We start from the raw sequence: 14,363 nt of genomic DNA, 5'->3' as shown, positions 1-14,363 counted from the left end.
GCCATGCTGGCGACGCTCACCCTCACCCGGACCACCATGGACGAGACCTGGCACACCATCCGTCTGGCGCTCGCGGGCACCCTGGCCGGGACCCTCGTCACCGCCGGGGCACTGACCCTGGCCGGGACCGACACCACCGTCTACGCCGTCGTCCTGCCGGCGTGGATGCTGTTCGCCTTCACGGTGGGGCCGGTCAAGGGCATCGGCTGGGCACAGGGTCTGTTCACCGTGCTCGTGGCCCTGGTGTTCGCCCAGCTGACCCCGCCGACCTGGCGGCTGGCGGAGGTCAGGGCGCTGGACGTGCTGGTCGGCAGCGCGATCGGCGCCGTCTTCGGACTGCTGGCCTGGCCGCGCGGCGCCCATGACGAGCTGCGCTACGCGGCGGCGGAACTCCTGCGCCGGGCCGCCGAGATCGTGGTGGCGACCGCAGCCTCGGTGGCGGGCGGCGCCGCGGTGGCCGCACCGTCCGGGGCGTCCGGACGCCGGTCGTTGCAGAGCGCCGTCGTCCTCGCCGAGTCCGCGTACGCGCAGTTCCAGAGCGAGCCGACACCGTTCGGCGGCGCGGCGCGTCGGCCCGCCGCGCGCACCGTGGACTGGCAGGCCACGCTGATGGCCGGGCACCACACCCTGTGGGGCTCCGAACGGCTGCTGGCGCCTCCGCTGACCGGCCTCGGCTCCGTGGCGGCCGCGTCCGTCAGCGGGCTGGGGGACCAGGTGACCGGACGGATGCTGCTGGTCTCGGCGGCTCTGGATCCCGGAGCGGACACCCCGACCGGGCCGATTCCACTGAGCGATCCGGGGCTCGTCGGGTTCGTGACCGAGCCGCCCGGCGCACCGCGCCAGTACTACGCGACGGTGTCGTGGCTCGACTCGCTGATGACCGACCTGACACGGATCGCACATGGCAGCGCGGAACCCGGACCAGGCGCACCCGCGCGGTGACCGCGCCCGCCGGATCCGGCCGAGGGCGGCGTCGTTTGGTCCACGTCACGGCGGGGGACCCGGAGCGACATGTTCCGAACCATCGCGCGTGGCTGTGCCGCCGGGGCAGCCGGCACCACCGCGTTGAACGCCGTGAGCTACCTGGACATGGCGCTGCGCGGTCGGCCTTCGAGCAGCATTCCCGAGGTCGTCGTGGAGAAGATCACCACCAAGGCGGGACACCCGGTCCCCGACGGGGAGGGACGGGACAACCGGCTCTCCGGACTGGGGGCGCTGTCGGGCATCGCCGTCGGAGTCGGCACGGGCGCCCTGGTGTCACTCCTCCACCGCGCCGGTCTGCGGTCGCAGGCCTGGCTGGGCGCCGTGCTGACCGGAGCCCTGGCGATGACGCTGGCCGACGCGCCCATGGCCGGCCTGGACATCAGCGACCCGCGCACATGGTCACCCACCGACTGGACCTCGGACGCGATCCCGCACCTCGTCTACGGCCTGGTCACCTACGGGCTCGTCGCGTCTGCGTGAGAACACGCCGCAGCCAGCGGGTACGGGCCTCGCGGGCGTCCTGGCTGAGCGCCGCCCGTGGTGCGAAGGTGTCGAATCCGTGGCAGGCGCCGGGCCAGACGTGCAGTTCGGCCTGGCCTCCGGCCCGCCACATCGCCTGCGCGTAGGCCATGGCCTCGTCCCGCAAGGTCTCGGCCGACCCGACCTCGATGTAGGCCGGGGGCAGCTCGGAGAGATCGGTCGCGCGGGCGGGAGCCGCGTAGGGCGGCAGGTCCGTGGCACCGTACCGGTCGCCCAGCACCGCCTGCCACGCGGTCGCGTTGGAGGTCCGGTCCCAGGTGTCGATGCCGGACATCTGATGGCTGGAGAACGTGTCGTTGCGGTCGTCGAGCATCGGGCACAGGAGCAGTTGCCCGACCGGGCCGGGGCCGCCGCGGTCACGGGTGAGCAGGGCGAGCGCCGCGGCGAGTCCGCCGCCGGCGCTCTTCCCCCCGACGACGACACGGCCGGCGTCGATGCCCAGTGCCGCCGCGTGCGCGGCCACCCAGACCAGCCCCGCGTAACAGTCCTCCGCCGCGGCGGGATACCGCGCCTCGGGTGCCAGCCGGTACTCGACGGAGACGACGGCCAACTCCAGGGTGGCGGCCCACTCACGAAGGAGCCGCGGCAGCACGGACCATGCATTGCCCGTGATCATTCCGCCGCCGTGCATGTAGTACAGCAGGGGCAGGGGTGCGGCGATCCCCGAGGGCCGTGCGCTCACCAGCGTGACGTCCGGCTCGCCCGGCGGCCCCGGCACCCGCAGTTCCTCCACCTCGAAGCGGCCGTCGGCCCGGAGATCCGCCGTCGTCGGCCTGGGACGCCCGGCGGCATCCCGCTCCTGCCGGGCCGCCAGGTTCTCCGGGGTGAACGGCTCCGTCACATCACGCCCCAAACCCCCCAGCGCGATGGCCAGTTCGGGGTCGAGCGGGGGTGCGTCCCCAGCCGTCGAGACAGGGCTGGGTGCGCAGGGCATGTCATCAGCGACGTCCATGCGGCCCAGTCCATCGCACGCCGGGCATGGGCCATCGGGGCGGGCCGCATCACGGCTCATCCGAGTTCCCGTGGCCCGTACAGCGCACTCCCGGCTTCGGTGGACAGCGCCCAGTAACGGTCGCCGTAGGACCAATGCCACCATTTCCCTGATGATTGAATGTGTTCAAGCATCAGGGAAGGGACGAGTGTGAGTGAGTGGCATGTGGTGTGGGTGCCCGACCCGGGCCGGTGGGGGACGCTTCCTGAAGCGGGAGTGCTGGGGGTCGAGGACCTACCGAGGGCGGTCGAGCGGATCGGCTTGATGCCGGGTGATCCTGTCTTCATCGCTCCAGATTTCACCATTGACTCCGACCTGTTGCAGTTCGTTCTCTCGAAGCACTTCCGCTTCCTTGCACGGGAGACGAAGCGGAACTACGCCACGGACATTCGGATCCTCCTGACCTTCCTGTCTTCGCGCGGGATCGACTGGCGCCGGGCCTCCGAGCAGGACCTGCTGAACTACAGGACTTGGCGCTGTGATGCTCCACAGAATCCCGAGCGGATCGGCGGGTCGAAATGGAACCGTGAGGCCGCCGCCTTCACCCGCCTGTTCAAGTGGGCGCGGGTGAGCCCGCGGCCGGTGGACGCGTCCGGGCGGGAGGACCGCGCGGCTGACTCGGACAGTGCCCGGGTGTCGTGGCTGACACCGCGTACGTGGGGCTTGTGGTCGGACGTCGGGCTGCGCGGTCACGGCCGCGACGGGGTGCCGAGTTGGGGATGGGATGCGCGGACCGAGGCCCGTAACACCTCGTTTGTGCAGTTCATCTTGAGCTCGGGGCTTCGGCGACAGGAAGGCGGGTCGCTTTTGACGTTCGAGCTGCCCGCTCAGCGGTTGCAGCACGGGCGCTACCAGCACGGCCAGCTCGCCGGGGCGGTGACCCGATCGAAGAACGGCCGTACCTTCTACACCTCGCTGGATGCCCTGCGGCAGGTCGAAACCTATGTGCAGTCGGAGCGGGCTTGGGCGGTGAAGCGCGCTCAGCAGATGGGCCGCTACGAGCGGGTTGCGCAGATGCGCCTGGTCACGAAGGTGACCCGCGGCCGGGCACCGAGAGTCTTCTGGGTGGACCGAAATGGTGTCGAGGGCCATCAGTACTTGACCCATCTGGGCTGGCGGGAACGGCAGTGGCTGTTCCTCGAAGGCCCGGAGGGGCCGGAACCTGCGTGGCTGTGGCTGACCGAGCAGGGCTTGCCGATGCTTCCCGACCGTTGGAACACGGTGTTCACCACGGCGAACCTGCGCTGCGAAGAGGTTCTGTTGACCCCCGCCGAGCGGGAAGTGGGCCGGAACCTCCGAGCCGCAGAAGTCCGGGGCCGGACTCCGTACGCGACCCCGCACTCCACGCGTCACTCCTTCGCGCTGTACATGCTCATCGTGCTGAACCAGCTGATGGAAGCCCGCTTCGGATTGACCGCGCAGGACCGCCGGGATTTCTCGATGCTGTTCGGTGATCCCTGGTGGCTGGTCAAGACCCTCCTCGGGCACTCGAACGTCGAGACGACCAAGCGTCATTACCTGGCTCCCGTCGCGCACCTGCAGCTCGAGTCGATCCTGGCGACGGCCGAGGCCGACGGGCCCGACCGCGAGGTCGAGGACATCGACGGTGTATTCGCGCGGCTCGCGAAGGAGTCGGCCGGGATCCAGGACATCGACGTCATCGTCGACCGGCTGCCGGTGGCCGGCCGATGAGCCGCCGCGGGCGTCGGGCGGTCCTGCCGTCGACCGACTTAGCATGAACCGGCGGATCGAGGACTTCATCGCCTGGATCAACCGGGAGACCGAATCCCATGGGTTGCAGGGCCAAGGCGTCCCCCAGGACCCTCACGGCGCCATCGGGCTCGGGCGGTTCCGCCGGACCCTGGCGTGGCACATCGCCCGCAGACCTGGCGGACTCGTCGCGCTCGCGATCCAGTACGGCCACATGCGCACCGTCCTCGACGCCCGTACCTCCAGCGGCTACGGCAGCCGAAGCCGCCGCGGCATCCACAGCGTCCTCGACGTCGAGACCGCCCTGGCCGCTGCCGACACCGCCGCACGGCTGCGGGACTGCCTCGCCGCCGGCGAGAAGATTTCCGGGCCCTCCGCCCGACGAGCCCTCACCGCCGCCGTCCAGGCGCCACGATTCGAGGGCCGTACCGTCACCCAGAAGTTCGCCAAACAGGCCGCCGACTACCTGGCCCGCGACGGCCTGGTCCTCTTCGACAACCCGGACGCTTCGCTGATCTGCGTCTTCAAGCGCGACAACGCGCTCTGCGAACCAGGCCCCGACGCAACCGCCCCGAACCAGTTCGACTGCCGCCCCGGCTGCGGGAACGCCGTCCGCCTTGACAGCCACGCGACCGAACTGCTGGAAGCGACCGACCGCATCGACAAACTCGCGGCCCTCTCCCCTCAGCCGCCGGCCAGGCGCCTCCGCATCGCCGCCGAGCAATACCGCGCCACCGCCGACACTCACCACTCCACCGCCCAATCCGCCGAGGACCTGTCGTGACCGAGCAATCCACCGACGAGCGGACACGCATCCGTGCCGCCATGGACCGGCTACTCACCGGCCAGCCCACAGTCTCCGACGGCGCACTGACCGTCGTCGCTCTCGCGGCCGAAGCCGGTGTTCACCGCATGGCCCTCCAGAAGCGCCATGCGGACCTGAAGGCCGAGTTCTACGAACGCGTCCGCACCGAGACGAAGCAACCCCCGGAATCGGAAAAGCGACTCCGCAAGACCGTGTCCGACCTGAAGGAAACCGTTGCCGCGCAGAAGGCCGAAATCACGGCGCTCCGGCACCAAGTCACTCAACTCGCACTCGCGAACGCCGTCCTCACCCATCAAGGCAGGGGGGCAGGGAAGCCCCCGGAAGAGGTGCTGGACAATGTCGTTCCCCTCCATACGACGGGCGGGTGACCACCTGCCCTAATCTGCCTGCCGGATGGCCATCCACAGCGGTACCCACTCTCCCTTCGGGGCACCATCATGCCGAAGCCGATGTTCACGAGAGCGGGAGGTATCCCGCCCCTGGCAGACGTGGCTGGTCGGGCCAGGCTGCGTTGGTGAGGGGCCCGGGGCCGGTGGCTTGATCGGTCGGCGAGTCTTGATCGCTGCCGGGCCTGTTGATTAGCTGGCGACATGACTGATCTTGGACCTGTCGCCTGGCCACCTGCCCCGATCAGGACCGAGAGGCTCGTGCTTCGTGAGCCCGAGGCCCGGGACCGTGCGGCGTTCATCGAGCTGCTTGCCTCGCCGGAGGTGCACACCTACCTCGGCGGCCCCCGCCCGCGTGACGAGCTTGAGCGCGAGATGCCCGGGATACCCGAGCGGTGGCCCGGGAGCTTCGTCGTTGATCTCGACGGAGCGATGATCGGCCAGATCCTGCTCAGGCGAGCACCGGAGCATAGTCGCCCGGCTGCCGCGGGGAAGGTCGATCTCGGCTACATGTTCCTGCCTCGAGCGTGGGGATTCGGGTATGCCGCCGAGGCGTGCGCGGCGGCACTCGACTGGTTCGACGGCGTCCTTCCCGGCGAGCCGGTGGTGCTCCACACCCAGACCGCCAACGTCGGCTCGATGCGCCTCGCGGCAAAGCTGGGGTTCACCGAGGTAGAGCGGTTCCATGCCTGGGACGCCGAACAGTGGCTCGGCGTGCGGTCCCCGATCACTCAGTCCCATTGAGTTCGTGATCTACAGCGCGGATCCGCAACTCGACAGCCCTACCGGCACCGAACTTGGCGCTGTTGAAATTCGTGAACTTCTCACCAGGCGAAGACGACCGGGCGCCGCCTACTGAGGCCTCAAGTCTGGACATAAGAACTTGACTGGGAACACCATTCGGTCGGGTAGTTGACCAGGCCTACGGCACTGAGCGCCGTACCGAGTACACGCCGGTTGGCCCGCGCTTGGGGGCCGATCGTGGCGGCGTCCGTGTAACAAGCGCCGTCGCTCTCCTCCGGGCTGGCGTTTCACCCGCGTCCCCATGTCGAATTCCCGGCCCTCGGCGTCGGCGAGCGTGAGGTCCACCGCGGCACCGGCGCTGTGCGGCGCGATCTCCGGCGGCGACACATACCGGCTCGCGGCCTCGCGCACCCGCTCTGCCGGCCAGTGCGGGTGCGCGGCCCGCAGCGTGCCGGAGTACTGCTCGAAGTACTGCCGCTGCAGCGCGGGCGGCCGGTACCCCTCGACGAACAGCAGACGCAGGCCGTCCGGGAGCAGTTGCTGGGCCCTGAGGAGACGGATCAGCACCCCTTCCCGCAGATGCGCGAAGGCCCCCGACGGTTCGGCCCTGCGCGCGTCCACGGCGAGGGAGTCCCGCAGCCGGACGTCGGCGAGCGGTTCACCGCAGTCGGTCACGGGGACGGCCGCGACCCTTGGATCCGACATGAGTACGATCTCGTTCATGCACTGATCCTTGCCGATCTCCCCTGCGACAGGTGGCCGGCTGTGCGGCCTTGGCCGAAAGCCGTTGGCCCTGGTAGTCATGGCCTGTGCGATTCCAGAGTGTTCCCATGCCGGCCGCGGTCGAGGCACGGCCCCGTGACGCCCGTGGGTATCCGGTGCCTGCGATCACCCCCTGGGAGGGGGAGGAGCCGCAGTTCGCGCTGACCGACTACGAACGCAGCGCCGCATGTGCGCGCAAGCGTCTGTGCTCGGTGTGCGACCAGGGCATGCCGCAGGGACCGGTGTGGCGTGTGGTGGGACCCGCGGAGAGCGCGGCGATCGGGGAGGCACTGGCCGCCGGACGGCCCTATCGCAATCTAGCGCCGACCCTCGAAGGACCGGGCCACCGTGCCTGCATGCTGTACGCCTCGATGGTGTGCCCCTATCTCGCCCGGCCCAACGCCCGGCGCGACATGTCGGCGGCGGAGCCGGACGACATGACCTCCCATGTGGTGCGGGGCGCCGTCCGGGGCGCGATGGGCGCGGTGGTGGGGTTCGCCGAGTACGAGTACGCCGTCACCGGCAGCCGGGTGCTCTTCCGGTTCCTCGACGTCGTCGAGTTCCTGCCGCACGACACCGCCGACGCACACCTGGACGAACTGCGGGCCGAGCTCGCCCGGACCGCGAAGTGACCCGCACTCCGCGCCCCGGACGCGCCCGGCCCGTCACCATGTACGACTTGTACGACGTCAGGGGCGGTACGCCGCCAGGCCGGCCGTCGAGGTGACCTTGACCGGATGACCCGAGCCGTCGGCCGGCAGGGTCACCGTGCCGGACGGGGTGCGCGCCGCGAGGGTCTTGCCGTCGGGGGACCAGGCCGGCTCGGTGTAGTCGGTCGTGGCGTGCGGCGTGAGGTCCTTGATGTGGTTGCCGTGCATGAAGTCCTCGACGAGCACGTGGTCGTGACCGGCGACCGAGCGCACGAAGACGACCTCCTCCTCGTTCGGGGACAGCGCCGGCTGGGAGCCCTGGGTGAGCTTGCCGCCCTGCTGGCGCAGGTAGTCGTCACGGATGTACACGGCGCCGTTGCCGACGTTGGCGTAGACCGAGGTGCCGTAGTGTCCGGCCGCGTTCGGCCAGACGTTGCCGGTCTGCGGCAGCGCCCCGCCCGGACCCGGGTCGGCGTTCAGGGACAAGGTCTTGGGCGTGCCGTGGACGGCCTTGGCGGAGACGTACTTCAGCCGGGACACACCGCCCGTGCGCGCCGCGAAGATGAGGTTGTCCTTGGCGGGGATGTTGTACCGGGTGTCCCTCGCGGTCACCTGCCAGGTCGGGTGGGACCAGTTCTGGTTGCCGGGATTCTTGGCCACGACCACACGCCCGCTGCCGTCGGGGTTGGCGATGTCCAGGTTGCCGGAGCCGTCGACGAAGGCCGCCTTGGCGCCGTCCGGGGACCAGGCGAGGTCCCGCACCGGTACTCCGAAGTTCACTTTGTGACCGTTGATCAGCACGTACTTGGTGCCGTTGCTGATGGTCAGGGTGCCGTGCGAGGTGCCGGCGGCGGCCGACGCGGCGCCGGAGACGCCCAGCAGCGCCGTGCCGGTGACGGCTGCGGCCACGGCGATGGCGGCCGCCATGGTGCGGGTGCGGGTGGTCATGCGATTTCCCCCAGAATGCACAGGTCAGGTCATTCGGTGAAGCCGAGTTTGGCAGGGCCTGATCTTGGAACTGTCAGTTCGGTGTCACAGGGGCGTAACACAGCCCGGTGACGAGGCAGGTACGGGTGCAACGGCACCGACCACCGGATTACCTCTCTCCAGGCCCGCGATAGGGCCGGCCTCGGACTCACCGGCGCGTGCCCGCCCACGGTCAGGACATGGACGCCGGCAGGTCCAGCTCACTGCCGATCGCATCCCGCAGCGCGTCGTGCTGCGGACCGAGACGGAACCGCGCGTCCCGCCACCGGTCCGGCGGATACAGCCACACGGGCTTCCCCACCACCTCGGGCGACTCCCACGCGAACCGGGGCCAGACGTGCGCATGCAGGAACGGGTCCGTGTTGCCGAGGATCTCCAGGTTCACCCTGCGGAAGGCGGGATCCAGCCGCCGGCAGGCCCGTTCCACGGCCTCTCCGAGCCGGTCCATGTCGGACAGGAACGCCAGCCGCTTGGCCCTCGGCAGGTCGGACAGCCGCTGAACGCCCGGCTCGTCCACCAGGAGGACCGAGTAGCCCGGCAGGAACTGCACGTCGCCGATCACCGCGAACCCCGCCCGAAGCCGCCGTAGCACGGTCGGGTTCTCACCCCGCAGAGCAGCTCCGATCCGGTCCATGCGCCAGTCGTCACTCATGGCCCCAACCTATGGCCTGCCCGCACGAGCAAGGGTGTGACCCGCGCGATCGCTTCAGACTGTCGACAGGTCGATGGCCCGGTCGACGTCCTGCGGCTGGAGCACGCGCAGGATGCCTTCGAGCAGGTAGTAGTCGGCGTAGGGGAGGGAGACCTCGATTCCGTCCTCGGCCGGCCGGTTGCGGGTGCAGCGGGCGACTATCGCCTCCGCGCGGGCGGAGTTCTTCGTCAGGCACGACTCCGACAGCGCGGTGAGGATCCGCAGGGCGATCTGCCGGTAGTCGCGCCGGTCGGCCGCGGCGGACAGGTCGAGCAGTCCGCATGCCATGACCGCACCGGCCGAGGCGTCCTTGATGTCGTACGGCGCTTGCGGTGCCTTGTAGTCCCACACCGGAACGTGATCCGGACTCAGCGCTCCCACGGCGAAGTCGGCGAGTCTGCGTGCCGTGGAAAGAAACTCCTGATCTCCGGTCCGGCGGTACATCGTGGTGAACCCGTAGATGCCCCAGGCCTGCCCGCGGGACCAGCAGGAGGCCGGGCTGTAGCCCTGGACGGTGTTCGGGCCGATCGGGGCGCCGGTTTCGGGGTCGAAGTCGTAAACGTGGGGGGTGGAGCCATCCGGGCGGGGAAAGACCCGTTGTGCCGTCTTGGCGTGCTCCACGGCGATGTCGAGGTATTTGCCGTCGCCCGTCTGCCGGCCGGCAAAGGCCAGCAGGTCGAGGTTCATGATCGTGTCCATGATGACCCGGCCCGCGTTGTTCGGGTCGTTCAGTGCTCCCCAGGCCCGGATGAAGCGGCCGCGTGGGTTGTAGCGCTGGATGAGCGACTCGGCCGCCTCGATCGCGCCCGTGCGCCAACTGTCGTCGCCGGTCAGTCGCCAGGCGGTGACCCAGGACGGGTAGAAGAGGAAGCCGAGGTCGTGGGTGGTGGTGTCGTGCCGGCGCGGAGCGAGTTTGCGGGCGGAGTCGAGCGCCAGCGTGCGGAACACGTCGTCTCCACTGTGGAGATACGCCATCCACAGCGTCCCCGGCCAGAACCCGCCGACCCAGTCACCGTTCTGGGAGTAGGTCCACTTCTCGAACTTCGTGCCGACGGGAAAGCCGGTCACGCCGGGCGCGACGGTGTGCAGTTTCCCCACCGCGTAGTCGGCCGCCGCGCGGAGCGCCCGCGCAGCCGAGGCCGGGCTCTGCTCCCCGGACACCCTCGCGGCGTCGGCGGGTGAGACGGCGGTTGCCGTGGCTCCGGCTGCCACGGCGAGCACGGTGCGCCGGGAAACGCTCATGGACGGGCCTCCAAGTAGGCAATGTGGCAGGGGTGTTGAGGGAGTCTGGCACGGCAGCGGTCTTCACGTACACCCACTTGGGCGAGATTCATGTATGTGAATTGGTGTGGAGCCTGCCCGCGGTGCGCAACTCCGGCGCGGGTACGGTGCGGAGCGACCCGCTCATCCGGCCGGCGTATCCGGAGATCCCGGGGACGGCCGGGCGGGGCGAACCCGATTCCCATCCGGAAGGTGACCGCCGATGTCCCAGCCCGCCATCACCACTCCCGTCGCGAGCGCGCCGAGTGCCCCGGTCCTCGCCGAGGTCGTCCGCTCCGGATTCGTCGAAGGACGGCACCGGGGCAGCGTGGTGCTCCTGGCCGCGGACGGCTCAGTGGAGTGGGCGATCGGCGATGTGACGTCCCCCGTCTTTCCGCGATCCTCCAACAAGCCGATGCAGGCGGCGGGCATGCTGCGGGCCGGCCTCGACCTCCGGGGAGAGCGGCTCGCCCTGGCCGCCGCGAGCCACTCCGGCGAGCCGTTCCACCGCGACCTGGTGCGAGCGATGCTCGACGAGCACGGGCTGACCCCGGAACACCTTCAGTGCCCGCCCGCCCTCCCGCTGGACCAGGAGGAGCAGGAGGCCTATCTGGCGGCCGGCGGCCGGCGCGACCGCGTGGCCATGAACTGCTCCGGCAAACACACGGCGATGCTGGCCGCCGCCGCGCTCCGGGGCTGGCCGCAGGAGTCCTACCTCGACCCGGACCATCCGCTTCAGCGCCTCATCCGCACGGTCGTGGAGGAGGCGGCCGGTGAACCGGTGGCCGCTGTCGGCGTGGACGGCTGCGGGGCGCCGCTGATGGCGATCAGCCTGACCGGCCTCGCCCGTGCCTTCCGGTCCTTCGTCCTCGCCGCACCCGGCACCCCCGAACGGCGGGTCGCCGACGCCATGCGCGCCCACCCCGAGTACGTCGCCGGCACCCACCGCCACGACACCTGGCTCATGAAGGAGATGCCGGGCGTCCTGTCGAAGGTGGGCGCGGAAGCCGTACAGGCCCTCGCCCTGCCCGACGGCCGCGCCCTGGCCCTCAAGATCGAGGACGGTGGAGTCCGGGCCCTCGGCCCCGTTCTGGCCCGTGCGTTGCGCCTGACGGGGGTCAAGGCGCCGGTCGTGGTCCGCATCGGTCGTATGCCGGTGCTGGGTCGGGGTGAGGAGGTGGGGGAGGTGCGGGCGGTGTTCTGACACGCGTCACTGACGGAACGTCAGCCGAGCTGGACGGCAAGGGCGCTGGCGCGATCTTGCGGCTGTGGACGCGGCGTACGGCTGTCGGCTTCCGTTCCTTGAGCGTTTAACTGGCGATTCCTGTGCGTACGGTGTGCCCTCCCTAGGGTCCATGAGGCTTTCGAAAGAAGGGGCTCATGGACTCACTCCTCGCGATCCGGGCTCGCGGGATCGTCAAGTGTTTCGGAGATGTCGTCGCACTCGACGGCATCGACCTCGACGTCGCGCAGGGACAGATCCACGGACTGGTCGGCCCTAACGGCGCCGGCAAGACGACACTCCTCGGACTCCTGCTCGGGCTGGCCGTGGCCGACAGCGGCAGTCTGGAGATCCTCGGTACGCCGGTGGGCAGGACGTTCGCCGCTCCGGACGGTGTCGCCGGGTTCGTGGACGGTCCTGGCCTCTACCCGTCGCTCACCGCCAGGCAGAACCTCGCCGCGCTCGCCGCTCTGCGCGGCCAGGACGCGCGCACGGCGGGCATAGGCGACGTCATCGACCAAGTCGGACTCACCGACGTCGCCGACGACCGGATCCGCGGCTTCTCCCTGGGCATGCGGCAACGGCTCGGGCTGGCCGCCGCCTTGCTCACCAAGCCCCGGCTGCTCGTGCTGGACGAGCCGTCCAACGGACTCGACCCGGCCGGCAAGAAGCACGTCCACGGCGTCCTCTCCCGGCTCGCGGCGGAGGGAACCAGCGTCGTGCTGTCGAGCCACCGCATGGACGACCTCGAGGCACTGTGCTCCGAGGTCACCATCCTCGCCACCGGACGCGTCGTCTTCTCCGGTCCGTTGCGCAAACTGGCCGCCGAGCACCGTGAACTCGACTACCGGCTGATCGCCTCCGATCCGCGGACCGCCCGCCGGCTCGCTGCCGACACGCCCGGGATCCACCTCGTCGACGACGGACGTCCCGGCAGCGACGAGGTGCTCGTCGTACGCGCCCAGGTGCCGGCCCTCGACGAACTCGTGGTGCGGCTCGTGCGGTCGGGCATCGCCCCGCGTGAACTCGCCCCTGTGCTCTCCCCGTTGGAGGCCGCGTTCCTCGCCCTGACCGAACATCAGGGGGCCGGTGGGGAAGGGACGGAAGGCCTCGCCGAGCAGCCCGAGTCCGGCAAGAGCCGGCCGGAGTCCGTCATCGAACAGCAGGAAGCCGGCGCCGAGCAGCAACAAGAAGCCGGCGCCCAGCCGCAGGACACCCACGCCGAGCAGCAGGAGGCCGGCCGATGACCGCCACCGCGACCGCCCTCGCCCCCGACCGGTCCACCGGCGCCGGCCGCGTCTCGGTGGCCCGCGGCTACCGCTTCGAACTGGTCAAGCTGGTCTCGCAATGGCGGATCCGCCTGCTGGTGCTCGCCTGCTGGATCGCCCCGGCGCTCTTCGTCGCGGCGGTGAGCCAGCAGAGCACACTCCCCTCCGACACCCTCTTCGGTCGCTGGATGCTCGCCACGGGGTGGGCCGGACCACTGGTGATGCTCGGTTTCGCGGGCACCTGGGCGCTGCCGCTGCTGACCTCGGTGGTCGCCGGTGACGTGTTCGCCTCCGAGGACCGGCTCGGCACCTGGCGGCACCTGCTGGTGGCGGTCCGGTCGCCCCGGCGGATCTTCGCGGCGAAGGCGCTGGCCAGCCTCACCGTCATCCTGCTGCTCGTGGCCGGGCTGGCCTGCTCCAGCGCGGTCGGTGGCCTCGTGACCGTCGGCAACCGGCCGCTGGTCGGCCTCGACGGCCACCAGCTGACGCCATCGGACGCGGCCGGCCAGGTCGCCCTGGCCTGGGTGTGCGCACTCGCCCCGACCCTGGCCCTCGCCGCGATCGGACTCCTCGGTTCCGTCGTGCTGGGGCGGTCCCCGATGGGGCTGCTGCTGCCCGCGGTCGTCGCGCTCGCGATGCAACTCGCCCAGACGCTCCCGCTCCCGGTCTTTGTGCGCATCGCCCTGCCCGGCTACGCCTTCATCGCCTGGAACGGCCTGTTCACCAGCCCGGCACAGCTCGGCCCGCTGCTGATCGGCGTCGTGGTCAGCCTGGTGTGGGCCCTGATCGCGACAACGTTGGCGTACCTGCTGTTCCTGCGGCGAGACTTCACGAATCTCACCGCCGACGGCTCGGGGCGCCGCGCGCTCGCCGTCGGTCTTCTGCCGCTCGTCGGACTGGCCGGCGCGAGCGTCGCGGTCGTCGCCACGGCGACCGGGGCCACGGGCTCCGGGATCTCTCAGGACAAGGTGCAGCGCTCCCTCGCCACGGAGTTCGCCCACCTCTATCGCACGCAGACCAAGCAGCTCAACCGTCCCGACGTCACCGAAGCGCAGCTGAAGGCCACGGCGACGTGTGACAAGGGCAGCGTCAGGGTCGCCGCCGAGGGACCCGGCAACGACTGGCGCTGCGTCGTGTCCTGGCACCTTCCGGGCGTCGAGGCCACCGGGACGGCCATCTACCAACTCGACGTCACCTCAGACGGGCGGTTCGTCGCCGACGGCGACGGACCGAAGGAAGTGAACGGCTACTTCCTGGTGCGGACCCAGACCGGCGACGCACCGAACCCACTTTGGCAGTTCGACGGCAACGTCGAACTTCTCAGCACCACGAAGGGATGACT

The 14,363-nt window shown here is 70.3% G+C and carries 13 protein-coding genes and 3 pseudogenes; 10 read left to right on the top strand and 6 right to left on the bottom strand.

Annotation, left to right across the window (positions count from 1 at the left end; genetic code table 11):
* The first annotated feature begins 3 nt into the window (after window positions 1-3).
* On the top strand, window positions 4-942 hold the full coding sequence (locus tag AB0M27_RS22360) for an FUSC family protein (protein ID WP_365723614.1): 939 nt from the start codon (window positions 4-6) through the stop codon (window positions 940-942).
* A gap of 69 nt (window positions 943-1,011) precedes the next feature.
* Window positions 1,012-1,464, top strand: coding sequence for a hypothetical protein (locus AB0M27_RS22355; RefSeq protein ID WP_365723612.1), 453 nt, complete (start codon window positions 1,012-1,014; stop codon window positions 1,462-1,464).
* On the opposite strand, the gene AB0M27_RS22350 is transcribed toward AB0M27_RS22355, so the two are convergent.
* Together AB0M27_RS22350 and AB0M27_RS22345 are read right to left on the bottom strand one after the other, a co-directional pair.
* Complete coding sequence (locus AB0M27_RS22350; RefSeq protein WP_365723611.1) at window positions 1,436-2,476, bottom strand: alpha/beta hydrolase; 1,041 nt, start codon at window positions 2,474-2,476, stop codon at window positions 1,436-1,438. The genes AB0M27_RS22355 and AB0M27_RS22350 overlap by 29 nt on opposite strands.
* A 56-nt stretch (window positions 2,477-2,532) precedes the next feature.
* Window positions 2,533-2,622 (bottom strand): annotated as a pseudogene (locus tag AB0M27_RS22345) (dipeptidase); the annotation flags it as partial.
* Between the two features lie 43 nt (window positions 2,623-2,665).
* On the opposite strand from AB0M27_RS22345, the gene AB0M27_RS22340 reads away from it, so the two are divergent.
* The 4 genes from AB0M27_RS22340 to AB0M27_RS22325 all read left to right on the top strand — a co-directional run bounded on the left by AB0M27_RS22340 (window position 2,666) and on the right by AB0M27_RS22325 (window position 6,181).
* Window positions 2,666-4,207 (top strand): site-specific integrase, encoded by a 1,542-nt coding sequence (locus AB0M27_RS22340; RefSeq protein ID WP_365723610.1) that lies wholly within the window; start codon window positions 2,666-2,668, stop codon window positions 4,205-4,207.
* Between the two features lie 43 nt (window positions 4,208-4,250).
* Window positions 4,251-5,009 (top strand): hypothetical protein, encoded by a 759-nt coding sequence (locus AB0M27_RS22335; protein ID WP_365723609.1) that lies wholly within the window; start codon window positions 4,251-4,253, stop codon window positions 5,007-5,009.
* Window positions 5,006-5,419: a hypothetical protein gene (locus AB0M27_RS22330; protein ID WP_365723608.1), complete on the top strand. Its 414-nt coding sequence runs from the start codon at window positions 5,006-5,008 to the stop codon at window positions 5,417-5,419. The genes AB0M27_RS22335 and AB0M27_RS22330 overlap by 4 nt, the downstream gene beginning before the upstream one ends.
* Window positions 5,420-5,641: 222 nt before the next feature.
* Window positions 5,642-6,181, top strand: coding sequence for a GNAT family N-acetyltransferase (locus tag AB0M27_RS22325; RefSeq protein ID WP_365723607.1), 540 nt, complete (start codon window positions 5,642-5,644; stop codon window positions 6,179-6,181).
* A gap of 152 nt (window positions 6,182-6,333) precedes the next feature.
* Here the strand turns inward: AB0M27_RS22325 and AB0M27_RS22320 are convergent.
* Window positions 6,334-6,904, bottom strand: a pseudogene (locus tag AB0M27_RS22320) (M15 family metallopeptidase); the annotation flags it as partial.
* 107 nt (window positions 6,905-7,011) lie between these two features.
* Here AB0M27_RS22320 and AB0M27_RS22315 point away from each other — a divergent pair.
* Window positions 7,012-7,575: a hypothetical protein gene (locus tag AB0M27_RS22315; protein WP_365723606.1), complete on the top strand. Its 564-nt coding sequence runs from the start codon at window positions 7,012-7,014 to the stop codon at window positions 7,573-7,575.
* A 57-nt stretch (window positions 7,576-7,632) separates the two neighbouring features.
* Here the strand turns inward: AB0M27_RS22315 and AB0M27_RS22310 are convergent, their stop codons facing one another.
* From AB0M27_RS22310 to AB0M27_RS22300, 3 genes are all read right to left on the bottom strand, one after another.
* Entirely contained in the window at window positions 7,633-8,541 is a 909-nt protein-coding gene (locus AB0M27_RS22310) for a hypothetical protein (protein WP_365723605.1), read from the bottom strand.
* Window positions 8,542-8,752: 211 nt separating this feature from the next.
* Entirely contained in the window at window positions 8,753-9,232 is a 480-nt protein-coding gene (locus AB0M27_RS22305) for a diadenosine tetraphosphate hydrolase (protein WP_365723604.1), read from the bottom strand.
* A gap of 54 nt (window positions 9,233-9,286) precedes the next feature.
* Window positions 9,287-10,513: a glycoside hydrolase family 88 protein gene (locus AB0M27_RS22300; RefSeq protein ID WP_365723603.1), complete on the bottom strand. Its 1,227-nt coding sequence runs from the start codon at window positions 10,511-10,513 to the stop codon at window positions 9,287-9,289.
* Between the two features lie 241 nt (window positions 10,514-10,754).
* Here AB0M27_RS22300 and AB0M27_RS22295 point away from each other — a divergent pair, with 241 nt between their 5' ends.
* The 3 genes and pseudogenes from AB0M27_RS22295 to AB0M27_RS22285 all read left to right on the top strand — a co-directional run bounded on the left by AB0M27_RS22295 (window position 10,755) and on the right by AB0M27_RS22285 (window position 14,361).
* On the top strand, window positions 10,755-11,735 hold the full coding sequence (locus AB0M27_RS22295) for an asparaginase (protein ID WP_365723602.1): 981 nt from the start codon (window positions 10,755-10,757) through the stop codon (window positions 11,733-11,735).
* 176 nt (window positions 11,736-11,911) lie between these two features.
* Window positions 11,912-12,835: pseudogene (locus tag AB0M27_RS22290) on the top strand (ABC transporter ATP-binding protein); the annotation flags it as partial.
* Window positions 12,836-12,996: 161 nt separating this feature from the next.
* Entirely contained in the window at window positions 12,997-14,361 is a 1,365-nt protein-coding gene (locus tag AB0M27_RS22285) for an ABC transporter permease (RefSeq protein WP_365723601.1), read from the top strand.
* Window positions 14,362-14,363: the final 2 nt, after the last annotated feature.

This window comes from Streptomyces sp. NPDC052107 (assembly GCF_040680215.1).
Taxonomy (GTDB): Bacteria; Actinomycetota; Actinomycetes; order Streptomycetales; family Streptomycetaceae; genus Streptomyces.
The sequence above is the reverse complement of the archived record's forward strand: the minus strand, read 5'-3'. Positions and strand labels throughout refer to the sequence as shown.